The following is a 22,827-nucleotide window of genomic DNA, read 5'->3' on the forward strand; positions in this document are numbered from 1 at the left end:
CGGCGATCTCTTGCCTCGGGGAGGGATCGCAATGAAGGAAGAGAAGATCTTGGTCAAAGACGTGCCGCTTCAGGAGCGGCCCCGTGAACGGCTGCTGACTTTTGGTCCGGAACAGTTGACGAATGCGGAGCTGCTTGCTATCCTTCTACGGACGGGGAGCCACGGGAGGTCGGCCTTGGAGCTGGCCCAGCGGCTCCTGACTCGGTTCGAAGGGCTAACGGGTCTGCTGGCTGCGGATAGTCGCGAATTGATGGAGGAGTCGGGCATGGGACCTGCCAAGGCAACCCAGGTCCTGGCGGCTCTGGAATTTGGTCGAAGGGTACAACGGGCGAATCCAGCGCCAAAGCCGATTCACTCCCCCAATGACGTGGCATCCCGGCTAATGGAACGATTGCAATTTCTTTCAAAAGAACATTTTGTGGTTCTTCACCTCGATACGAAACATCGGGTACTCGGTGAAGAAGTGGTTTCCGTCGGCACGTTAAATGCGTCTCTCGTACATCCCCGGGAGGTTTTTCGCACCGCGATCAAACGCAATGCGGCGGCGGTGGTCTGTGTCCACAACCACCCCAGTGGCGATCCGACGCCTAGCCCGGAAGATATCGATGTGACGAAACGCATTGTTGAATCGGGTCGGATTCTCGGTATCGATTTGGTCGATCATGTGGTCATCGGCCGAGGGACGTACGTGAGCATGCGAGAACGCGGACTGATCTAGATAGGGCGGCGGCGACAGTCGGGCAAACCTCGCCTGATGCGGCGGGGTTTTCCGTTGTTCCCGGAGCGCCGATTTTCAAGACACAGGAAGGGGTTTGCTGCGGCATGTGGAATCGATTTGGCTGGGAGATGGGGATCGACCTAGGGACGGCGAACACCCTGGTGTACGTGAAGGGAAAAGGGATCATCGTTCGGGAACCTTCGGTCGTGGCCATTCAAACGGATACCGGTGAGATCAAGGCCGTCGGCGAGTCGGCCAAACAGATGATCGGGCGAACCCCCGGGAACATCGTGGCCGTTCGTCCCATGAAGGACGGGGTGATTGCCGATTTCGAAACCACCGCGACGATGCTCCGCTACTTCATTCGCCAAGCTCTCCGGCATAAGTCTCTGTGGTCTGGGAAGCCCCGGGTAGTGGTGTGTGTCCCTTCGGGAATCACGGCGGTGGAGAAACGCGCGGTGGAAGAGGCGACAGAACAAGCCGGCGCCCGGGATGCCCATACCATTGAGGAACCCATGGCTGCAGCGATTGGGGCAGGTCTTCCTGTGGATGAGCCCACCGGATCGATGGTTGTGGATATTGGCGGGGGCACCACAGAGGTTGCCATCATCTCTCTTGGAGGTATTGTGACGAGCCGGTCCATTCGCGTGGCCGGCGACGAGATGGACGAAGCGATCATTCAGTACATAAAGAAAGCGTACAATTTGATGATCGGCGAACGCACGGCGGAAGAGCTGAAGGTGAGCATCGGTTCGGCGATCCCCGGGGAAGAAGAAGTTTCTATGGAAGTGCGGGGGCGGGATCTTGTGACGGGTTTGCCGAAGACTTTGCGGATCAGTGCCGAAGAAGTTTGTGAGGCCTTGACCGAGACCGTCAACAGTATCGTCGATGCCGTGAAAGTCACATTGGAAAAGTCCCCCCCGGAATTGGCTGCCGATATTATGGACCGGGGCATTGTTTTGACCGGCGGTGGGGCGTTGCTCCGGAATCTCGATAGGCTGTTGTCCAGGGAGACCGGGATGCCGGTTCTTGTTGCGGAGAATCCTCTGGATTGCGTGGCCATCGGGGCCGGTAAGTCGCTCGATATGATTCCGTTGTTGCGTTCTCGTTCGGCCCAGCGCCGCTGGCGGACTCGTTAAAGACGAGTCCGGGTTTCGGCGGGCATGGGCACTGTCAAAGCGGTACTCGCCACTATAGACGAAGGGCGGGAGCAGGTTGTACCACAAAGTTGTTCGGCGGCGGATGGCCGCCGCGGGCGGGCTTTTAGTCGTGGCCGCGGGCTTATTTGTCGCCACCGCCGGGGAGAGGACGAGCGTCACGTGGCCCGAGCGGGTGATCGGCGACGCATTGGCGGCCGTTCAAGGATGGTTGTACCGTCCGGCGGGGGCTATCGGTGAGTTTTTCGGCAATCTGCGGGACCTGCAAAACGTCTATGAAGAAAACGCAGTGTTGAAAGCGTCGTTGCACAACTACTTTGCCCTTCAGGCTCAGGTGAATGACCTGGAGACAGAAAACGAACGTTTGCGCAAGATCGCCGGTTTGATGCAGTCACCTCGGGGGAAGACACTCATTCCCGCCAATGTGGTGGACCGCCAACCGGATCTGTGGCACGACATCCTGACGATTGACGTCGGGAGTGCCCAGGGAGTTCAAAAGGACATGGCCGTGGTGACCGCGGACAACGCATTGGTCGGCCGGGTGTGGGCGGTTCATGACCATAGTGCCGTGGTTCAGTTGTTGACCGATACATCTCGGCAGCCGGTGGGGATCTCCGCCATCATCCTCGGAGTGGGACCTACGCCGCCCCTGGGGATCATCAATAAGGTGAGCCCGGACCAACGGACCGTTCAGATGACGTCCATCGGGATGGATTATGATATTAAACCGGGATTGACGGTGGAAACCTCGGGATACGGGGGATTATTTCCAAAAGGACTCATCGTGGGCACGGTGAGTTCAGTGATGCGGGGAGAGGATGGAATGACGAAAACGGCCATCGTGAGGCCCCTCGCCAACCTCGACAATCTGCAGGAAGTGTTTGTGGTCCGCCGAAATGGAGGGTAAACGGTGAGAGTCGGGTGGCTGGTGGCCTTGCTGGTGGCGGTTTTCGTCTTCCGTTCCACCATTCTGCAGGCCCTCGGACTCCAGGGGGCCTACCTGAATGTTGACATCGTCCTGCTCGCCGTGGCGGCGGTTCTGCGGGGACCGTGGGAAGCTGCGGGCCTCGCCGCACTGATCGGCTTTCTCGAAGATGTTACTTTTGGGCGTTGGCTTGGGCTTCACGCCTTGTGGCTGGCTACGGTGATTTTTGCGCTGGGGTGGGCAGTCAGGCCATTGTTTCGCAAAACCCTCTTTATCCATGTTCTGGTGGTGGTCTTGGCCACCGGGGTGTACGAGGGTGGGTTGTACCTGTTCGGGCGTCTGCTCGGCGACTGGCCTCTCGAACCCGTCATCGTCGAAAAGAGACTGCTGTTGGCGATGTTCTGGAATGGGTTGATCGTCTTTTTGGGATTCCCCCTCTGGAGCCGGTTGATGCGGCCCAGCAGGGAGGATTTTTTGCAATCGACGCCGAAGTAAAGCACGGAATCATGCATGTCGCCGGTATGGGAGGCTGCCATGGCGCAACGTGAGCGGAGGGAAGATCCGAAGAGACCGCCGGTGATGATCAAGGGCGTCCGCAACCGCCTTGTCTTCTATCTGGATGACGCCTGCGCCTTTGGGGATATTCTCGCTGACCTGGATGAAAAGCTGAATGGAGCCCAAGCCCGCTTGCTGTCCGGTGCGCAGATGGATGTCTCCGTATATACCGGGAGTCGGGATCTGAGCGAGTGGGAGCGGGATGAAGTCCGTCGGGTCCTTTCGAGAACGGGAAGTTTACTGGTGCGGGAATTTGTGTCCGACCGGGGGCGCCGCCGGGTGACCTACGAGTCGCGCCTCGTGTACGGCCCGGTGAGGGCCGGCCAGGTGGTGGTGCACCCGGGGGATCTCGTGGTGATCGGGGACGTGAATCCAGGGGGGCTGGTGGCTGCGGAGGGTGACGTATACGTCCTCGGTGCTCTGCGCGGGATCGCCCACGCCGGGTCATTGGGAGACCGGGAGGCGGTGATCGCCGCCGCGGATTTTCGGCCGGCACAGATTCGGATTGCAGATATCATTTCAGAGCCCCCCGAGGAGCGGGTGCCTGGGGTGGCGTATTTTGAATATGCTTACATCGATGGGGACAGGGTGCGGGTGGATAAGTTATGGGCCTTGAACGGGCGCCGGCCGCGACGGCGATCCGGCGAAGGCACCCGGGGCCGGGAGGAAGAGCGCTAGCTTTTGAGATTTTGCCATAGGGAGGGGGTGCGCCATGGGGGATGCGGTGGTTGTGACATCGGGAAAGGGCGGCGTCGGTAAAACGACGTCGACCGCCAATATCGGGGTCGCATTGGCGCTTTTGGGAAAGCGGGTGTGTTTGGTGGACGCCGATATTGGGCTGCGAAACCTCGATGTGGTCTTGGGGTTGGAAAACCGTATCTTGTTCGACGTGGTCGATGTGGCCCAAGGGGAGTGCCGACTGGAGCAGGCACTGGCTCAGGACAAGCGGGTCGACCGTCTCGTCCTGCTTCCGGCTTCCCAGACAAAGGACAAGACCGCTTTGACTCCCGAGGCCATGCGCAAGATCGTCCGCGAATTAAAGGACCAGTTTGATTACGTGCTGATCGACTGTCCGGCCGGCATTGAACAGGGTTTTCGGGTCGCAGTGGCCGGGGCGGACCGGGCGGTCATCTTGGCCACCCCCGAGCATGCGGCCGTCCGGGATGCCGATCGGGTGATCGGCCTGCTTCAAGGGGAAGGCATTCAAGATAACAAATTGATCATCAACCGTGTCAGACCGGCGATGGTCCGGCAAGGAGACATGTTGGAGATCGAAGAGGTCGTCTCCATCCTCGCCATCGATTTGCTCGGGGTGGTTCCCGATGATGAAACGGTGATTCGCGGGGGGAACCAAGGAGAGCCGGCGGTTTTGGTGCAAGGGTCGAAAGCCGGCCAGGCGTACCGCAATATCGCCCGGCGGATACTCGGGGAGCCGGTTCCCCTTATGGCGTTGGAGGAAAATGGAAATAGTTGGCTTGGATGGTTGAGGCGGGTGATCGGTCTCCGGCGATGAACCCAGCGGTGTGCATTCCCCCCGATTCGTTCCTGCGCTATAATGAGCGGGAAAGGAGGTCGGGGCGTGACGCCGGGCACTTGGCTCAAACGTTTTGACTGGATGATCGTCGCTGTACTCGTGGCCATCGCTTGCATCAGTGTCATCAATATCGCCAGTGCCACGCACACCCTCGATGCCCATCATCCCTCTTACTATTACACCAGACAGATCATCTGGTTTGGCATTGGTTTTCTTTTTATGGGAATGGTTGTAGCCATTGGCGACCAGCGCCTTGCTGAATGGTGGAAGCCAATGTATTGGATCGGGATCGTGCTCCTGGTGGCCGTGTATTTGTTTGGCACAGAGATTAATGGGGCGAAAGCCTGGTTTGATCTTAAAGTGCTGAGCGTTCAGCCGTCGGAATACATGAAACTCGCCACAATCGTGGCGCTCTCACAGTATTTTGCTAAGCTGGAAGAGTCCGGTCAGCGAAGATTCCGCGACCTGTTCGTACCGATGGGAATGATCGGCTTACCTTTTATTCTCATCGTCATCGAGCCGGACCTTGGAATGGGCATGGTCATGCTCGCGATGGGTATCGGGATGTTTATGGTCTCAGGAACTCGTTGGCGCCATCTGCTCGTCCTGTTTGGCGCGGGTGCTGCCATGATCGCATTTTTGGTGGTTCTCTACCACGTCGATCCGCACGTGTTCTTCAAAATCATCAAACCCTACCAGCTCGACCGATTGATGGCATTTCGGGATCCGGTAAAATACCTCAAGCCTGACGAGACCGGCAATGCACCGGGTTATCACACTTATGAGTCGCTGATAGCCGTCGGTTCCGGCGGTCTGTGGGGCGAGGGCTTCCAGCAGGGTGCGCAGACTCAAGGGCGATTCGTCCCGGAGAATTACACCGATTTTATTTTTTCGGTGTTGAGCGAGGAATGGGGATTCGTGGGCAGCATGACCCTCATTCTTCTCTACCTCATTTTCTTCTATCGAATGATTCTCATTGCCCTGGGCACCCGGGATATGTACGGCACGAATCTCATAGCAGGAGTGTTTTCGATGTTTTTTGCCCAGGTTTTTGAAAATATCGGGATGAACATCGGGATCATGCCGATTACGGGGATTACTCTACCGTTCATGAGCTACGGAGGAAGTTCCATTGCGACATCGATGATGGCGGTGGGGCTGGTGCTGAGCGTCGGACTTCGCCGGAAAAAGACGATGTTTTGAGTGGCCGCCGCCCGCTGCCCACAGCACAGACCGGCGGCTTGTCATACCTGCCTCCAAAGCCTCATATGAGTGAGTGAGGACGAGGAGCGGGAGTGGATGCAAAGTGGACTGGGATGCGGTGAAACGGCGCAGGATGGCGAGGGACGCCGATGAAGGCGGGAGGGTTTCTCACCGTGCGCAGAACGAACCAAGGGAAGAATGGCCGAGCCCGGACGTTGATCGAATCTCCGAATCTCAAGGGGAAAGCGAATCCGGGTGGTCGGCCGGGGCCGGGGAGTTTCGGGCGAATTTTGACGACCGGCTGTGGGCGGATTGGGAGGACAGGTTTTCGCCAGGGCGGCGGGATGCAGGGTCCCGGAGTTCCAGGTGGCGTTCGAGATGGCGGGACCCGAGGCCAACAGCTGGCCCTGGGCTCGGAGGGTTGGCGTGGCAGATTCTCGGTGCGGCGGTGCTGGTGGGAGGAGTGTACGTGGCTTTTCACCAACAGGGGGTGTTATCCGACCGAGTCAAAGCGGTGGCGGAAAAGGCATTGACCGAACAGACCAATTGGAGCAACGTATCAGGGTGGATGCAGGAAGTGGCGGCAGATGGTTTGGCCATTCCCGCGGCGGGTTCCCAAGGGGGCTCGGTGTGGTCCGCGCCTCTGTCTGGCACTGTGGTGAAGGACTACAGTTCGGACCACCCGTGGGTCGTGCTGGACGGGGTGCCGGGTGCCGCCGCAGCTGCTGCGGGAAAGGGAGTCGTTGAGCAGGTGGGCCGCAGGGATCCCTTTGGGCTGTACGTGGTTGTGAACCACGGGACCCGGGGAAAGACGTTATATGGTTCCTTGGGGGATGTGGTGGTAAAAACGGGGGATTACGTTTACTCGGGGCAGTCGCTGGGCCACCTCAGCGCACAGCGGCCAGCCGAGCTCTTGTTCGGATATATCGTCAATGGTCGATACGCGGATCCCCATGCGGTGTTGGACGGAAAGGGGCGGTGAGCGATGGCCGCGGGGGCCGCAGGAAAGGGGATGCCGATTCGCGTGCATCCTCTCTTTTTGTTTTTGGTTGCCCTGGCCGTAGCGGCTGGCCTGGTGTGGGAGGTCATCGTCGTTTTCTGTGTCGTGGTGCTCCACGAATTGGCACATGTCGCCGTGGCTCGCGCCTTTGGGTACCGGATTCGGGAACTCACCCTTCTCCCTTTCGGCGGTGTGGCGATCATTGAAGGGGAACCAGGAGCGTGGTCCCTGGGACGGGAGGTATGGATCGCCGCGGCGGGACCACTGGCTAACGGGATTCTGGCGGGGGTGGCCCTGGTCCTGTATTCGGCCCAGATCTGGTCCGAAGGCTTTGCGGCTTTTTTTGTGCGGGTGAACTTAACGATGATGTTGTTTAACTTACTTCCCGCGCTGCCCCTTGACGGTGGGCGGATCTGGAGGGCGGTGAGCAGCCGAACTTTCGGGTACGGTAGAGCGGGGGAATTGGCGGTCAACAGCGCCTTTTGGTGCTCGGGTGCTTTGGCGGCCCTGGGCGCCGGGACCGCGATCTGGGGGGCCCCCCATGTCGGGATGTGGGCCTTGGCCGGGTTTTTGGCAATCACCGCCCGGCAGATTCGCCGGGAGATCCCTTATGAAGCGGCGAGATGGCTGTATGGCTTCAAGAGGGCCCCGAAGTCCGAACCGCGGATCGTGCGGCCTCTGGCAGTGCATCGCCACATGCGGGCGGGGGAGATCGCGCGATATTTCGCCCCAGAAGCTTTTCACTTGATTGCGGTGTTGGATGACAAAGGTAAGATTATCTTTATCATTGAAGAACAGGAATTCCTGGATTTTCTTTTTGCCCCTGGGGGGTTCGGCAAGGCGATCGGCGAATGGCCCGGGGAACCGCCGAACTTTTCCTCCTAACCTCGGCGCTCCGGGTGCGCCGTACGCCACCGTATTCGCTTCCCACTTTCATTGCTTTGCTCGCTTGTCGATCTTATCGACACCCCGGAGAAGCATCGGGCTCTGTATGAACAAGGGCCGGAAATAGCCGGGAACGGGACCCCGGTGGCCGGTGAAATCGCCGGTTTGACATGGTCTCCCGGCATCTGATAGGATGGGGAGGTAGGTGTGCGCGGGTGTGCACCACAACCACTTGTCCCGGGTTTGGCAAACGCCGCGAGGGCGGCTGCCCGGTGCAGTGAGTCTGGGTGTAAGGGGGTGCAGGGAATGTACGCAGTCATGCAAACCGGCGGAAAACAGTACCGGGTTGAAGTCGGCGATGTCATTTATGTGGAAAAATTGCCGGTGGACGAAGGGGCCGAGCTGGAGATTCCCGAGGTTCTTTTGCTAGGTAAGGATGACGGAGTGGTGATCGGCACTCCGTTGGTACCAGGCGCGAAGGTCAAGGCCAGTGTCCTGAAACAAGGCAAGGCGAAAAAGATCATCGTGTACAAGTACAAGCCCAAGAAAAATTATCGGCGCAAGTACGGACACCGCCAGCCGTGGACGAAATTGCGGATCGAGGCGATCGAGGGTTGATCCGGGTAAAGGTTCAACGGGACCGGCGAGGACGAATTCGTCGGCTCAAGGTCAGCGGCCACGCCGGTTGGTCGGAGGCCGGCCAAGATATTGTTTGTGCGGCGGTGTCGGCTCTGACTCTCAACCTCGTGAACAGCTGCCAGAGCCTGTTAGGCGTCTCGTTGCCGGCCACGGCGAGAAACGGCTTTCTCGACTTGGACGTTCCCCCGGACTTGCCCGATGAGATTTCGGATCAGGTACAGCTGCTCTTGGAAAGTTGCGTATTCGGTCTGTGGCAGACCGCCGTTCAATATCGCCATCACGTCACCATGTCTGGAGAGGTGAAAGGGAGGTGGAACGCATGCTAAAGTGGGATTTGCAGTTGTTCGCGACGAAAAAGGGCGTCGGGAGCACCCGAAACGGCCGGGACAGCATTTCGAAGCGCTTGGGAGTCAAGCGTCATGACGGGCAGTTTGTCACGGCGGGCAGTATCCTCGTTCGCCAGCGGGGAACGAAGATCTACCCGGGAATGAACGTCGGACGGGGCGGAGACGACACCCTGTTTGCCAAAGTGGACGGTTTGGTCAAGTTTGAACGGGCTGGGCGGGATCGCAAGAAAGTGAGTGTGTATCCGAGAGAAAATGCGGCTGGAGTTTGATCGCGCCTTGGGAGCCCTTGGCGGCGACGGCGCCACTGACGGATTCTTCGCGCTTCCGGCGGATGAGAGAAGACTTTCGAGGCCGCGGTGGATCAAAGATATCGAAGGCGCTCTTCGGAGCGCTTTTCTTTTTGACTTTTTGTCGGGCATTTGATATCTCAGGTGTCAGGCCGCAGTTCGGGGCGAGAGGAGGTTGAATACAGCTTTTGGCGTTCTACGAAGAAGAGAAGTGATTTGCCGAAAATCAACGTCACCTGATAGAATCTGATATAGGATGATGTTCAGGTGAAGCTCTATTCGATTCGAGAGTTTGCGGAGAAACTCGGCGTCAGCGTCTCCACTCTTCGAGCGTGGGACAGGGAAGGCAAGCTGGTGCCTTTGCGAACTCCTACCAACAAGCGCAGATACACCGAGGATATGTTCTATCAGGCGTTAGGAATCGGGAAACGAAAAGAAAAAAAGAAAACGGTCATTTACGCCCGGGTGTCTTCTGCGGGCAAAAACCGGACCTGGAGAACCAGTTGCGTTTCCTGAAGGAATTTGCGGCCGGAAAGGGCCTCACCATTGACGAGATTTTCGTATTGTCCAGCATTTTGCAACAAAACTCTACGGGTCACGAACCTACAGGGCGCGGAAACTGACCAAAGTCGTTCGGGAGGAACTATCCGGTGCGACAGACGATCCGACAAAAGAGCCTGCCGCTGAATCGTGAGAAATGGAGGCAGATCGTCGAAGTGGCCGAGGCGTATTCCCGGCAGAAGGACGCCTTCTTGGTGGAGTACGCGCAGGTGAAGTCCCTCAAGGATCTGGGGTATAAACGGAGAATTCGAGATGAACGGGTGGCCGCCGGGTTTGTGAGTCCCTTCGGGCTTCAGGCCCGGCAGTGGAAGATGGCCTTGGAAGACGCCTTATGGACCTTGGAGCGACAGTGGGAAGCGGCGATTGCCGAGGTGCGGGACCGTCTTCACCGCAACGAGGGGTTAACCCCGAAGGAACGGGATTACGCCTTCTGGTTGCTGGACAAGTTCGAGGATAGGCCCCGGGATTGGAGAAAGATTGAGGCGATTTTTCGGGATGAGGATCTGGCCGGGAAAAAGACCGAATTGGAGCCGGCCGGGCGGAAGAAGATCCGCCACGGGCTGAAGCGGCTGTTTCGCCGGGTCCTGGGAAAGAGGCCGCGGGTCAGGAAAGCCCGGAGTTTTGTTGTGGACCAGCAGATGTACCGAGTGTTCATGGTGGGCAACCGGCAGTATGTGGCGGTGATGGGGTTGTCCCCGGGAAAAAGGATCGTGATCCCCCTTGCCGGGATTCACAAGCTGAGGGGCAATCTGCGGGTGGTTCTGCTGCCGGACGAACAGGCGGTGGAGATTCATATGAGCCGGGAGCCGAAGACCTACCCGGCCGGGGAGGAAGAGGCGGGAATCGACCTGGGAGTCACCGAAGTTCTGACGGACGACTCGGGGAAGAAGTATCGGCCGGAGTACGGCCAGGCCCTGCAAGAGATGTCGGAACACGTGCTGGACAAAGGACGGGAACGCCAGAAGCTGTGGGCGTTGTATCGCAAAAACCGGGAGCGGGACCCGGGAAAGGCCCGGCGAATTCGGCGGCACAACCTGGGGCTGGTGAAACAGCACAAGCGACACAGGCGGTACCGGGCGTGGTGCGAGAACGAGATCAACCGGGCGTTTCGGGCGTTTTTTCGGGAACGCCGGCCGAGGGTGATCGCCTACGAAGATTTGTCCCACCTGCGGGGGAAGGCGAGGAACAAGGGGCTGTCCCGCAAGGTGAGCCAGTGGCAACGGCAGGCGATCCGGGAGCGACTGGAATACTTGTGCCATGTTTATTCCATAACCGATCCGGGACCGGTGAACGCCGCTTATACGAGCCAGACCTGTCCCTGTCCCGGATGCGGCTGGGTGGACAGCAAGAACCGCAACGGCGATTCGTTCCGGTGCCAAAAGTGCGGATATGAAGGAGATGCGGACCATGTGGCGGCGACCAATGTGAAGGGGCGTCTTCGCGACCAGGAGATCACAAAGTACACCCCACACAAAGAAGTCAAAAGAATTTTGCTGAAGCGCTACTGGGAGAACCACGCATGAATGAATCAGAGTTCCCGGGATGTTCCCGGGAGGACGGGACAGGGACAGGCCGGGCGGGAGAAAGACCGTGAGGGCGTGCGGGGGTTGGCGAAGGCCGCACGGAACACGGCTTTGACGATGAGGCGCAAGCGGAGCGCCGCCGGGTGGCTGATCCTGGGGGGTTCGGCAAAACGGCCTTCCGGGTTGGCGAAAGCGATCCCTGTCCTGCCGGTGGGAGACGCGCAAGCGTCGAGGGACCACCCCGCCGTTTGGAAACTGTCGGTGTCGGGCGCTGGTCGGCGGACGGCCTGATGGTACTGTTTCGGGCGGGACTCCAGATGCTCGGCCCCAGGGCCTCGCCAATCGGGTCTTCGGGGAGCAGCCAGCCTCTCGGAGAGCGTAAACTGTTTTGCTGTCAAGTCTGTCAATGTTTGATAGAAGGTGATAGCAAAAATGAAACAGATGGGGCCTTCGCGTCGAATCCACACAGAGATGCGGAAAGGAGGGAGACCGGTGAAAGGCGGACACATTTTGACGCTGTGGGCGGTCTGGTCGGCCGTTTGGCTGGGGGCTGATTTTGGAGCGCGATCAGTCATCGGTTGGGGCGTGGCTTCTGCAGCTAGCGGCTTGTATCTTCTGTGGTTCGGACGGAGGCGGGGCACCATACATAAAGAAGGCACCCGGGGCGGAGAGACCCACCAATGGCCGGAACGAGAGAAGGCTTGGATTCAAGCCTTGCAACATTTCCGCCATCATTGGTTGAATGAGTGTCAGCTGATTCGGGGTTACACACAACTGCGTCGGTGGGAACGGGTGGATGAGGTGATTTGCCGTATGGCCAGTGCCGCCGAAAGGCAGGCCATGGTAACAGACCTCGAACATCCGAATCGCAGCGGGGCTTTTCTCCGTTTTTTGTGCGAGTTTCCCTGGGCGAATCTGACGTGGGAAGGACCGCCCGGAGTGGATCTCCCCGCCGGGGCCATCTCTCAGGTCGAAGGAGAACTCCGGCAAGTTGCGGGGGCGTGGGGTGACGACTCCCCATTGTCGGGGGGTTCCCCCGATGGGGAGGAATGGCGGATTTTCGTGAGATTTCGGCCGGACGGCCTGGAGGTCCGCCTGTGTGACTCGGAGGGCCGGGAGCAAAGAGCCGATCGGAGCCGCGGGCGGGAAGGGCCCAAGTACCAGGAAGAATGCTTCGAGCCTGTGGATGGAAAGGGGTTATATCATGTGGATTGATACGGCTGAAATTTATGTGAAAGGAGGGGATGGGGGAAACGGGATCGTTTCGTTTCGCCGGGAAAAATATGTCCCTATGGGCGGACCTGCAGGGGGGGACGGGGGCCGGGGCGGGGATGTGATTCTGCAAGTGGATGAGGGACTGCGGACCCTCATCGATTTTCGTTACCAACGCCATTTTAAAGCAGAACGAGGAGAAAACGGAAAACCGAAGAATCAGCATGGGAAATCGGCCGATGACCTGGTGATCAAAGTTCCCCCGGGGACCGTGGTGCGCGACCGGGGGAGTGGGCGGATCTTGGGCGATCTGACCCGGCATGGACAGCGCCTGGTAGTGGCCCGGGGTGGTCGAGGCGGGCGGGGGAACGCCCATTACGCCACCCCTCAGAATAAAGCGCCGCGCATGGCGGAAAACGGGGAGCCCGGAGAAGAGCGCTGGATCGTGTTAGAACTGAAAGTGCTGGCTGACGTCGGGCTCGTCGGGTTACCGAGCGTAGGCAAATCGACGTTGCTGGCATCGGTCACGGCGGCAAAGCCGAAGATTGCCGATTATCCGTTCACGACCCTGTCCCCTAACCTCGGTGTGGTGGATGTCGGGGATGGGAGAAGCTTCGTGATGGCCGATCTGCCCGGGTTAATCGAGGGTGCCCACGCCGGTCAGGGCCTCGGACACCAATTCCTGCGTCACGTGGAGCGCACCCGGGTGATCGTTCACGTGGTGGACATGGCGAGCCCCGAGGGCCGAGATCCCTATGGGGATTGGAAGCAGATCAATGAGGAGTTGCGCCTTTATGACCCGCGCCTTCTGGAGCGCGTCCAAATCGTCGCCGCCAATAAAATGGATCTGCCCGGGGCCGGGGAGCGGCTTCAGGCATTCCGGGAGCGGGTGGGGGATGTGCCCGTCTTCCCGATTTCTGCGGCAACCGGTGAGGGGGTTCGGGAATTGATATACTTCGTGGCGGACCTCTTGGATCAAATGCCCGCCCAGGAGGTGGGGGACGAAGAACCGCAAGGGCCGGTGTTTCGCCTAGAAGATGATACGTTTTCAGTGGATCGCGAAGGCGAGGAGTTTGTGGTGCGCGGGGCTCGGGTGGAAAAGTTGGTCCGCATGACTCCTCTTGATCAATACGAGGCGGTTCACCGCTTGGCCCGAACTCTGCGGCGGATGGGGGTGGATGAAGCGCTTCGCCGCAAAGGCGCCCGGGACGGAGATACGGTGCGAATCGGGGGTTTTGTCTTCGAGTTTGTCGATGAAGAGGGCGTAGAAGAGCAAGCAACTCCCGAGGAGTAGGCCGGAAGATCCCACGAGTCCGGATCTTCCGCCTGACTGACCTCGGATGCGCCATGGGCCTGCCACAGGTTAGAGACGGTAGGCTCGTTCGTAGGCTTTTGGAGTGAGGGGCGAGCCACCCAGCGTTAGACTGGCTTCATTGGCCCAGTACGGGTTGCGAAGCATGCCCCGCCCCACGGCGACCAAATCTGCTTTTTCCTCTTCGATAACCCGATTCGCGAGCCTGGGGTCCTGCAGTTTCCCCACTGCGATAACCGGCACCCCCAGGGCGCGACGGATGGTGTGGGCGTATTCGACCTGGTAACCGGGCTCAGCGCCGGGGACGCCCCCGGATCCGATGGGACCCTCGCCGCCCGAGGAGACGTGGAAAAGGTCCACCCCTGCCTCTCGATATCTTCGGCAGAATTCCACCGATTGTTCGAGCCCGTATCCTCCGTCTACATATTCCACGGCGGAAATGCGCATGAAGATCGGCATGGATTCCGGCAACACACGTCTTGCCGCTTTGATCACTTCAACGCCAAAAAGCAGCCGGTCTTGTCCGTACTCGTCCGTCCGGCGGTTTGTCAGCGGCGAGTGAAATTGGTGAATCAAATACCCGTGGGCGCCGTGGATCTCGATGGCGTCGACCCCGGCTTCGAGAGCCCGGCGGAAGGCCGCTTCGAACTTTGCGACCATGTTGCGGACTTCCTCCGTGGTCAGCTGCCGGGGGGCCTTGTAACGGTCCGAAAAACGAATCGGGGAGGGAGCCACCGGAGTGGGGGCATCCTCCGCTTTTCGACCCGCATGGCCAATTTGGATCGCGACTTTGCTCCCATAAGCGTGACAGGCATCGATCACCCGGCGAAAGGCGGGGACTTGGTCATCGCTCCACAAACCGAGATCGTAGTCGGTCAGCCGACCATCCGGCTCTACGTCGGTCATCTCGATGATGATCAACCCGGCGCCGCCCACCGCCCGGCTTGTGTAGTGAACGAAATGCCAGTCGTTCGGTTTTCCGTCTTTTGCAGTCACCGAGTACTGGCACATGGGAGGCATGACCACCCGGTTGCGAAGGGTGAGGTTCTTAATTGTAAACGGCTCGAATAAGGTAGGCACAGACTTCCCTCCCGCTATGTAGGGTCTCGGTGGTTCATGTTTCGAGTATACCGCTTCTTGGCAAGAATCGAAACGGCCCTCCCGAGGTCGACCGGGTTCTAGGTCAAACCCCGTTGAAAGGCGTGCGGGGGTTCCGGAGTTTCCCCCGGCCTCCAGGGATCCGAGGGGATTTTATCCGGTGTGTCCCCAACAAGTGGCGATTCGCTGTGTTTTCGCGCATTGGTGCGGCCGGCTACCGGAAAAAAGGAATCTTTTGTATAATCGGGGCGAAGGGAGGTGTCCACGAAATGGTTTCTTTTGGACTCGTCGGCCCCGGTGCCTTTGGACGATTCGTGTTGTCCGCAGTGGCGCCGATCCCCGATTTGCGCCTCCGATGGGTGAAGAGCCGGGGCGGGGATTCCGCGGAACAGGGAGCCGCACAATGGCGGGAGGCCCGGCGGGAGCAGGGCCTTTCTCAAGATCCTGTGCAGAAGATCACAGGAGAAGGGGCCGGATGGCCAGAGGAACCGGTGGATGTGGTGGTTGTTGCGACTCCACCTGACCTGCAACCGGTGTACGCCGAAAAGGCTTTGAGGCAAGGAGCGGCTGTGTTCTTGGAGAAACCCGGGGCTCTGGACCCAAAACGGCTGAAGGAAGTGGCCCTGGTCGCCCGGATGAGAAAGCTCCCGGCGGTGATGGACTTTGTCATGCGGTACAATCCGCTGGTCGAGCTCTTGCGCCGGATTGTCGAGACCGGAAAGGTGGGGCTGCCCGAGCGCGTTCAGATGGAAAACTGGGCCGGGGGAGGAATGCCCGAAGATCATTGGTTTTGGGATCCGAGGCGAAGTGGGGGCATTTTGGTCGAACACGGGGTTCATTTCTTTGATATGGTGCGCTATATCCTCGGAGGAGAGGTGGTGCCGATTCACGGCGCTGCCTGGGAAACGGTTCGCCCGGAGGGGTGGAGGGCGGAAGACCGGGTGTTGGCCGTGGTGGAGCACCACGGGGTGGACCCGCGGTCCGGGCGGGCCTGGAGGGCACCAGGGAGTTATTACCACGGATTTACTCGACCTGGAAATGGGGAACGAACCCAGACCGGCCTGGTTTTCACAGAGGGTTACGCGCTGTTTCACGGTTGGATCCCCGAGAAATTAGAGCTTTGGACGGACCGGGACGACCCGGGCTTGGAATCGGTGATCGCACCGTGGGCGGCCTCGAACGGCGCCAAGGCGGAAGTCGTTCGCCAAGGCCGCGTCTGGCAGGTGAGCTTTCCAGACCGCCAGGTTCTGTATCAACAGGCCATCCGATCGTGTATGGAGGATCTTCTCGCCTCTCTTCGGAGCCCCGGTCGCCCTGTTCGGGCGCCGCTGGAGGAAGCGGCCCAGGCTTTGGAGCTCGCGGTGTCATTGACCCGGTTGGCCGACACCCGCCACACCGTCGCCTAATGTAGAGGAATTGAAGTTTGCGGAGGGAAGATGGATGAAGGCGTATCCCCTGTCTTTTCGCCCTGTGTTTCAAGAACGGATCTGGGGCGGATCGCGGCTCAGGGAGTTCGGATATTCCGGGGCTTCTGATGGAATTGGTGAAGCATGGGTGATTTCCGACCACGATCATGGACCGACTCCCGTGGCCGACGGGCCCTTGGCCGGGAAACGGCTGAGTGAAGTCATGAGGGCTTACCCAGAGTGGTTCGGGCTACCGCCCGGTGCCCGATTTCCCCTTCTCGTCAAGGTGATTGACGCCTCCGAGGATCTGTCTGTTCAGGTGCACCCGGACGATCGCTATGCTCGGCCCCGGGGCGATGCGGGGAAAACAGAGGCTTGGTTCGTGCTGTTTGCCGAGCCCGGGGCATCGATTGTATATGGACATCGTGCACAGACCCGGGAGGAGTTTGAGAAACGCATGAAAGAAGGAGCTTGGGGCAACCTGCTCGTGAAGGTCCCGGTTCGAGCGGGAGATTTCTTTTATGTCCCGAGCGGGACTCTTCACGCCATCGGCAGAGGCTTGTTGATCTTGGAAATTCAACAAAGTTCCGATACCACCTATCGCGTTTACGACTACGACCGGGTCGGCGCCGACGGCCGTAAAAGGGATTTACACGTGAAAGAAGCGCTGGCGGTTACGAGGTGTCCGTCTCCAAAACCTCAGCGACCGGGTTATGCGCGATCGGGGCGAGTCGGTGCCGTTATCGAACACTTGGTGCGCGGGGAGGTTTTTACGATCGATCATTGGCGGGTCGATGGAGAAGCGCGTCTGGACGAAAGTGGTGTCTTTCGTTTGATCAATGTGATTCAAGGATCAGGGGAGATGGTGTGGGACCATGGACGGCGGCCCGTGGCCAAGGGGGATCACCTTCTTCTCCCTGCTGTGTTACACCCCGTTGTTTTATCGGGAAGGTTTGAAGCCTTGTTTTCAGCGCCTGTTATTAGCACTCGGGCGAAATGAGTGCTAATAACAGGAGAGAGTGGGCCTTGGCGAGTTTTTTGCCGAAATTTGCTCATTCCGGGCACACTTCCGGCTGGACGGTCCTGGCACTGAAGAGGATTTTGTGTTAAAATCAAACCATATCTTGCTACTATAGGTGGGGATGGCCGAAACGAGTTTCATAGGTTCAATGGTAATCGAAACCTGGCGATGAGTACAGTCGAATAGGTCCAACGGGTATGGTATGCGATATGCTACCTTTGGTTTCGGCTCAACCCCGGATGACACAGGGAGGTCGAGAGAGCGTGAAAGCACTGGTTTTGGCTGGTGGAAAGGGAACTCGCCTGCGGCCCCTCACGGACAAGTTGCCGAAGCCCATGGTGCCGGTGGCCAACCGCCCTCAACTGGAGCATCTACTGTTACTGCTTCGTCGCCACGGGATTGACGAGGTCGTGATTACCCTGGGCTATTGTGGTCAGGAGATTGAGGATTATTTTGGCGATGGTTCGCGCCTGGACTTGAGGATTGCTTATGAACGCGAGGAGTCGTTACTGGGCACAGGCGGGGCGATTGTCCAAGCGAAACATCATTTTGACGATTCCTTCCTCGTCTGCAATGCAGACATTGTCACAGATTTAAACATCTCCGCTTTAGTTCATTTTCACCTTGAGCGCAACGCGCTCGTCACCATTGCCACGACCTGGGTGGAAGATCCTACGCCATATGGGCTAGTCGAAAGCGACGCGAAGGGAAGAATCCAACGTTTTTTGGAAAAACCATCTCTAGAGGAGGTCACCACGAACTACATAAATGCGGGCCTATACGTTTTGGAACCGGACGCATTGGAGTGGTTTCCTCTTCGGACGCCGCTGTCCATTGAGCGGGAGGTTTTTCCAAAGCTGTTAGAGCGGGGGAAGGCACTCTACGCTTATAATTCGGACAATTACTGGATTGACATGGGGACGCCTGAGAAGTATCTCTTATTACACCGCCATTTGCTTTCTCGCACGGCCGAATTGCCGGGATGTGCGTTTCCCGCCAGCGGGGTGGCGGTGGACAAGACGGCCAAGATTTTCACCGGCGCCCGAGTGATTGGGCCGGTGCTGATCGGCCCGTTGTCCCAGGTTCTTCCAGGCGCAACAGTCGGCCCCTTTGCCGTGATTGGCGCGAATACCCATGTGGGTCCCGGGGCAGTGGTGCGGGACAGCGTTCTGTGGGATGGTGTGCAGGTAGGCGCCGGGGCCGAGTTGATCAGTACTGTGGTGGGGGAGGGGACGACCGTTCCGCCATCGGCGCGCTTTGTCCAACGCGCGGTCACGGCGGAAACGGTGACCCAGGAACGGTAAATCAAACGGAGGTGACAGCCGTATGAGGAAACACCGCCGTGTGGCCCTCATTGGCACTTACCCGCCCAGACGTTGCGGCATTGCGTCTTTTACCGCAGACCTCGCAGAAGCGCTATCCCAGGCTGGCACCGATGTGCGCATCGCGGCCATGATCCGCGAGGCCCAGGGGGAGACGATCCCTCCTGGTGCCACCTGGGCGATCCGCGATGAGCGACCCAGGGACTACGTCCGGGCTGCGGAGGCGATGAGCGCTGCCGGAATCGATGTCGTCTGCGTGCAACATGAGTACGGGATTTTCGGCGGGGAAGACGGTCGCTTTATCCTGCGCCTTTATGAAGAGCTTCGGGCGCCGATCATCACCACGCTCCACACTGTCTTGAAATCTCCGACCAAGGGACAGAAACGGGTGCTGAGCGAGATCTGTGCCCGGAGTGCTTTTGTGGTGGTCATGGCAGAAAAAGCCAGGGAACTGCTCCAACAGGTCTACGGTGTTCCTGAAAGCCGGATTCGACTGATTCGCCACGGCGTGCCGGTTTATCATTCCCCGGTCCCCAGGGAGACCATGAAAGCGAAGCTCGGCCTGGGTGGGCGGCGGGTAATCTCTACCTTCGGTTTGTTAAGCCCCGGAAAGGGTGTTGAAAATGTCATCCTGGCACTTCCCGAGGTGGTGCGGCGTTATCCCGAGACGACGTACCTCATTCTCGGGGGGACACATCCGGACGTGGTGCGCCGGAGCGGAGAGCGTTACCGACAGTCTTTGGAGGCCATGGTGGACCGACTGGGAATGGCGGACCACGTTCGTTTCGTGAATCGTTTCCTGGAACGGGAAGAGTTGCTCGACTATTTATGGGCCTCGGATCTGTTTGTGACCCCGTATCCTGGGAAAGAACAGATTTGCAGCGGCACTCTCACCTATGCCGTGGGACTGGGCCGGGCAGTGGTCTCGACGCCGTACTGGTATGCCGAGGAGCTGTTGGGTCAGGGAGCGGGGTCTCTGGTCCCGTTCCGGGACGCCGGGGCCATGGCCCGGGCGATCCTGGAGATGTTCGATCACCCGTTGAAACAGCAGGCCTGTGAAGCCAAAGCCCGCTCCTTTGGCGCATCGGTGAGTTGGCCCCAGATCGGATTGCAGTATGCGGAGCTGGCGGAAGAGGGGTTGGCGCCGGCGCATCCGATGTCAGTGAGGTGATCTTCGGCGATGAAAGAGCCCTTGGCAGTGGAGATGCGGTTGGATCACATGGAACGGATGACCGATTCGACGGGGATGATCCAACACGCCGTGGGCCCTGTCCCGGATTTCGCCACCGGTTATACGACCGACGACAATGCCCGGGCGCTGATCGCCGCGCTTTGGCTGCAAAGTTTGCCCGAATGCCGGCCCTGGTCAGCCAGGCTGGGAAGGCTGGCCGACCGCTACTTGGCATTTCTGGTGTACGCCCAGCGCCCGGATGGGAGATTCCGAAACTTCGTCGGGTATGACCGGAGATTTTTGGAGGAACTGGGGTCCGAAGACAGCTTCGGGAGGGCCCTGTGGGCCCTGGGGGAGACGATGAAGACACAGCCAAATTCCTACTACGGCCGTGTGGCGGCGGCGGCCTTTGAACGAGCAGTCTCCCATGCCACCGGCCTCTCCTTTGTGCGGGCCCAAGCCTTTGCCCTTCTGGGGCTTTGCGCGGCGTGGGAAAGGGAGGAGCGACGGGGCGCGCTGGAGCCGCTGATCGGTGAGCTGGTGGAGGGGCTGGTGGCTGCTTATCACCGGCATAGCGCGCCGGGGTGGCCGTGGTTTGACGAAGCCCTGACCTACTCGAACGGCGTGTTGCCAGCTGCGCTGCTCCGGGGGGCCGTGGTCACCGGGTCGAAAAAAGCCCGAAGGATTGCTGAGGAAGCGATGGATTTTCTCACCGAGTCGCTGATTATTGACGGAGTACTTCAAATTGTTGGGAACCACGGATGGTTTCCCAAGGGAGGGCGCCCTGCGCTGTATGACCAACAACCGGTGGACGCCGGGGCCATGGTCCTGGCTTATGCCACATTTTGGAGTGTTCTGGGGCGCCCCGCTGATCGGGAAGGGGCCCGGATCAGTTTTTCGTGGTTCACCGGGCACAATGTGGAAGGAATTTCGCTGTATGACCCCGACACAGGAGGATGCAAAGACGGGCTTCTCGCTGGGGGCGTAAACCTGAATCAAGGGGCGGAATCGGTGCTGGCGTATCTTTTGTCGGCTTACGCATTGGTCAAAGCGGGGTTGGCTGTGCCTTCACTGCCGGAAGAAGAGATCCAGGCCGTCGGGTAACGGAACAAAAGACGGGCGGTTTTCCCCGGCAGCCCCGTCCGGGGAAAACCGCCCGTTTCAATTTCTTGCCCCCTATCGTCGGGCACCTCCCAGAGAACTCGGGGCGTGTCCTTCCCGCTCGGCGCGGATATCGTCGAGCTTCTCCAAAAACCGTTCCATTCGTTCGAAAGCCTCCAGCAATTGGTCAACACCGGTGGCGTACGAACAGCGAATGTGTCCCACACCCCCCGGACCGAACACCCGCCCCGGTACCACCGCCACCTTTTCTCGCTTTAGCAGTTCTTCGGCAAACACTTCGTCATCGAGGCCGGTTTCCTTCACCGACGGGAATGCGTAAAAGGCCCCTTCTGGCTCGTGACAAGAAAGGCCCATCCGCCGAAAAGCGCTCACCACCAGTCGCCGGCGTTCCTCGTATTGGGCCACCATTTCATCCCGCTCCCGGGAAGCCTTTGTAAGGGCTTCCACCGCCGCCATTTGGCTCATGATCGGTGCACAGAGAATGGTATACTGGTGGATTTTTACCATGGCGTCGATCCACGCCCTCGGGCCCGTGGCAAAACCGACTCGCCAGCCTGTCATGGCGTAGGCTTTGGACATCCCGGTTAACAGCATCGTGCGCTCCCGCATACCCGGCAACGACGGAAAACTGGTGTGCGGCAGGACGTAACTCAGTTCAGCATAAATTTCGTCGCTGATGACGAGCAGGTCGTGTTTGAGCACGATGGCCCGGATCTGTTCCAGATCTTTCTCACCCAGGGTGGCGCCGGTGGGATTGTTCGGGTAGCCGAGCAACAATGCCTTTGTCCTCGGCGTAATGAATCGTTCGATGGTCGACGCCTTGAGCTTGAACTGGTCCTCCGCCCGGGTGGGGACGTACACCGGCGCTCCGCCGGCCAACTGGACGCAGGGACCATAGGAAACATAACTGGGTTCTGGGATGAGGACTTCATCCCCCGGCGAAAGGATCGCTCGAAGCGCCGCGTCGATCCCCTCGCTGGCCCCCACCGTGACCAGGACTTCCGTGTCCGGGTTGTACGAAACCCTGAATCGGTCTTCGAGATACCGGGCCACGGCCCGCCGAAGGGCTGGAAGCCCGCGGTTTGATGTGTAACTCGTATAACCCCTTTCCAACGCATCCACACAGGCGTCCCGGACTCGCCACGGCGTGACAAAGTCCGGTTCCCCCACTCCCAGGGAGATAACCCCTTGGGTGGTGGCGGCTAAATCGAAAAAACGTCGAATCCCCGACGGGGGAATGGCTCGGACCGTCGGCGACAGGCGATCTTCAAAGTCTGTCATGGGGTGATCACCAACCGCTGATCCCCTTCCCGATCGTCGAAAATAACCCCGTCCTGTTTGTATTTTTTCAGGATAAAATGGGTGGTCGTCGACAGCACGTGTTCGAGGGTGGACAACTTTTCGGACACGAATCGGGCCACTTCTTTGATGGTTCGCCCCTCCACAACCACTGAAAGGTCGTAGGCCCCGGACATGAGATACACCGATTTGACTTCCGGAAAGCGATAGATGCGCTCGGCGATGGCGTCGAATCCGGCATCCCGCTGAGGGGTTACCTTGACATCGATCATCGCCGTCACCTGTTCGTACCCCGCTTTCTCCCAATGAATGACCGCGGAATAACCCTTGATAATGCCATTTTGCTCCAGTTGATCGATGGCCGCTGCCACTTCGTTGCGGGAAACGCCGAGCATATCGGCGATCGCTTGCTGGGGCAGGCGGCTGTTTTCCTGCAACAACTGTAAAATCCGTTTCACCAGTGAATCCATGGCAAACCTCCTGAGGTTGCGCCGGTATTGGACCCTATTATACCGCACCCGGACTGAATC

24 protein-coding genes and 1 pseudogene are annotated in these 22,827 nt (G+C 59.1%); 22 read left to right on the forward strand and 3 right to left on the reverse strand.

What is annotated here, in order from left to right; all coding sequences use genetic code 11:
* The first annotated feature begins 31 nt into the window (after positions 1 to 31).
* From radC to obgE, 17 genes and pseudogenes are all read left to right on the forward strand, one after another.
* Positions 32 to 718 (forward strand): RadC family protein, encoded by a 687-nt coding sequence (gene radC / locus BTUS_RS03390; protein WP_013074724.1) that lies wholly within the window; start codon positions 32 to 34, stop codon positions 716 to 718.
* 104 nt (positions 719 to 822) lie between these two features.
* Positions 823 to 1,857 (forward strand): rod shape-determining protein, encoded by a 1,035-nt coding sequence (locus BTUS_RS03395; protein ID WP_013074725.1) that lies wholly within the window; start codon positions 823 to 825, stop codon positions 1,855 to 1,857.
* A gap of 76 nt (positions 1,858 to 1,933) precedes the next feature.
* Complete coding sequence (gene mreC / locus BTUS_RS03400) at positions 1,934 to 2,782, forward strand: rod shape-determining protein MreC (RefSeq protein ID WP_013074726.1); 849 nt, start codon at positions 1,934 to 1,936, stop codon at positions 2,780 to 2,782.
* A 3-nt stretch (positions 2,783 to 2,785) separates the two neighbouring features.
* Positions 2,786 to 3,295, forward strand: coding sequence for a rod shape-determining protein MreD (mreD, locus tag BTUS_RS03405; RefSeq protein ID WP_013074727.1), 510 nt, complete (start codon positions 2,786 to 2,788; stop codon positions 3,293 to 3,295).
* 39 nt (positions 3,296 to 3,334) lie between these two features.
* Complete coding sequence (locus BTUS_RS03410) at positions 3,335 to 4,033, forward strand: septum site-determining protein MinC (RefSeq protein ID WP_013074728.1); 699 nt, start codon at positions 3,335 to 3,337, stop codon at positions 4,031 to 4,033.
* Positions 4,034 to 4,067: 34 nt separating this feature from the next.
* Positions 4,068 to 4,868, forward strand: coding sequence for a septum site-determining protein MinD (minD, locus tag BTUS_RS03415; RefSeq protein WP_013074729.1), 801 nt, complete (start codon positions 4,068 to 4,070; stop codon positions 4,866 to 4,868).
* Between the two features lie 66 nt (positions 4,869 to 4,934).
* On the forward strand, positions 4,935 to 6,092 hold the full coding sequence (gene rodA, locus BTUS_RS03420) for a rod shape-determining protein RodA (RefSeq protein ID WP_013074730.1): 1,158 nt from the start codon (positions 4,935 to 4,937) through the stop codon (positions 6,090 to 6,092).
* A gap of 103 nt (positions 6,093 to 6,195) precedes the next feature.
* On the forward strand, positions 6,196 to 7,074 hold the full coding sequence (locus BTUS_RS03425) for a peptidoglycan DD-metalloendopeptidase family protein (RefSeq protein WP_013074731.1): 879 nt from the start codon (positions 6,196 to 6,198) through the stop codon (positions 7,072 to 7,074).
* Positions 7,075 to 7,077: 3 nt separating this feature from the next.
* Positions 7,078 to 7,977 carry a M50 family metallopeptidase gene (locus BTUS_RS03430; RefSeq protein WP_013074732.1) on the forward strand — a complete coding sequence of 300 codons (900 nt, stop codon included), beginning with the start codon at positions 7,078 to 7,080 and terminating at the stop codon, positions 7,975 to 7,977.
* Between the two features lie 306 nt (positions 7,978 to 8,283).
* Positions 8,284 to 8,595, forward strand: a complete 312-nt coding sequence (gene rplU, locus BTUS_RS03435) for a 50S ribosomal protein L21 (protein WP_013074733.1) — start codon at positions 8,284 to 8,286, stop codon at positions 8,593 to 8,595.
* Entirely contained in the window at positions 8,592 to 8,942 is a 351-nt protein-coding gene (locus BTUS_RS03440; protein ID WP_013074734.1) for a ribosomal-processing cysteine protease Prp, read from the forward strand. Before rplU ends, BTUS_RS03440 begins: the two co-directional genes overlap by 4 nt.
* A complete protein-coding gene (gene rpmA / locus BTUS_RS03445; RefSeq protein ID WP_013074735.1) occupies positions 8,936 to 9,232 on the forward strand; it encodes a 50S ribosomal protein L27 in 297 nt (98 codons plus the stop codon). The genes BTUS_RS03440 and rpmA overlap by 7 nt, the downstream gene beginning before the upstream one ends.
* A 285-nt stretch (positions 9,233 to 9,517) precedes the next feature.
* A pseudogene (locus BTUS_RS19395) lies at positions 9,518 to 9,944 on the forward strand (MerR family DNA-binding transcriptional regulator).
* Positions 9,901 to 11,334 carry an RNA-guided endonuclease InsQ/TnpB family protein gene (locus BTUS_RS03455; RefSeq protein ID WP_041303662.1) on the forward strand — a complete coding sequence of 478 codons (1,434 nt, stop codon included), beginning with the start codon at positions 9,901 to 9,903 and terminating at the stop codon, positions 11,332 to 11,334. Before BTUS_RS19395 ends, BTUS_RS03455 begins: the two are co-directional and overlap by 44 nt.
* A complete protein-coding gene (locus BTUS_RS03460; protein ID WP_013074737.1) occupies positions 11,335 to 11,625 on the forward strand; it encodes a hypothetical protein in 291 nt (96 codons plus the stop codon).
* Positions 11,626 to 11,826: 201 nt separating this feature from the next.
* Positions 11,827 to 12,549, forward strand: a complete 723-nt coding sequence (locus BTUS_RS03465; protein WP_013074738.1) for a Spo0B domain-containing protein — start codon at positions 11,827 to 11,829, stop codon at positions 12,547 to 12,549.
* Positions 12,539 to 13,840, forward strand: coding sequence for a GTPase ObgE (obgE, locus tag BTUS_RS03470; protein WP_041303666.1), 1,302 nt, complete (start codon positions 12,539 to 12,541; stop codon positions 13,838 to 13,840). The genes BTUS_RS03465 and obgE overlap by 11 nt, the downstream gene beginning before the upstream one ends.
* A gap of 69 nt (positions 13,841 to 13,909) precedes the next feature.
* On the opposite strand, the gene BTUS_RS03475 is transcribed toward obgE, so the two are convergent.
* Positions 13,910 to 14,938, reverse strand: a complete 1,029-nt coding sequence (locus BTUS_RS03475; RefSeq protein WP_013074740.1) for an NADH:flavin oxidoreductase/NADH oxidase — start codon at positions 14,936 to 14,938, stop codon at positions 13,910 to 13,912.
* A gap of 287 nt (positions 14,939 to 15,225) precedes the next feature.
* Here BTUS_RS03475 and BTUS_RS03485 point away from each other — a divergent pair, with 287 nt between their 5' ends.
* The 5 genes from BTUS_RS03485 (at position 15,226) to BTUS_RS03505 (ending at position 20,980) form a co-directional block, all read left to right on the forward strand.
* Positions 15,226 to 16,362: a Gfo/Idh/MocA family protein gene (locus BTUS_RS03485; RefSeq protein ID WP_013074741.1), complete on the forward strand. Its 1,137-nt coding sequence runs from the start codon at positions 15,226 to 15,228 to the stop codon at positions 16,360 to 16,362.
* 34 nt (positions 16,363 to 16,396) lie between these two features.
* A complete protein-coding gene (locus BTUS_RS03490) occupies positions 16,397 to 17,362 on the forward strand; it encodes a type I phosphomannose isomerase catalytic subunit (RefSeq protein WP_013074742.1) in 966 nt (321 codons plus the stop codon).
* A 284-nt stretch (positions 17,363 to 17,646) separates the two neighbouring features.
* Positions 17,647 to 18,687 (forward strand): sugar phosphate nucleotidyltransferase, encoded by a 1,041-nt coding sequence (locus BTUS_RS03495; RefSeq protein ID WP_013074743.1) that lies wholly within the window; start codon positions 17,647 to 17,649, stop codon positions 18,685 to 18,687.
* 22 nt (positions 18,688 to 18,709) lie between these two features.
* Positions 18,710 to 19,876, forward strand: a complete 1,167-nt coding sequence (locus BTUS_RS03500; RefSeq protein WP_013074744.1) for a glycosyltransferase family 4 protein — start codon at positions 18,710 to 18,712, stop codon at positions 19,874 to 19,876.
* A gap of 9 nt (positions 19,877 to 19,885) precedes the next feature.
* Entirely contained in the window at positions 19,886 to 20,980 is a 1,095-nt protein-coding gene (locus tag BTUS_RS03505) for a hypothetical protein (protein ID WP_013074745.1), read from the forward strand.
* Positions 20,981 to 21,052: 72 nt separating this feature from the next.
* On the opposite strand, the gene BTUS_RS03510 is transcribed toward BTUS_RS03505, so the two are convergent.
* Entirely contained in the window at positions 21,053 to 22,279 is a 1,227-nt protein-coding gene (locus BTUS_RS03510; RefSeq protein ID WP_013074746.1) for an aminotransferase class I/II-fold pyridoxal phosphate-dependent enzyme, read from the reverse strand.
* Positions 22,276 to 22,767, reverse strand: coding sequence for an Lrp/AsnC family transcriptional regulator (locus tag BTUS_RS03515; protein WP_013074747.1), 492 nt, complete (start codon positions 22,765 to 22,767; stop codon positions 22,276 to 22,278). Before BTUS_RS03515 ends, BTUS_RS03510 begins: the two co-directional genes overlap by 4 nt.
* Positions 22,768 to 22,827: the final 60 nt, after the last annotated feature.

The organism is Kyrpidia tusciae DSM 2912 (assembly GCF_000092905.1).
Classification (GTDB): domain Bacteria; phylum Bacillota; class Bacilli; order Kyrpidiales; family Kyrpidiaceae; genus Kyrpidia; species Kyrpidia tusciae.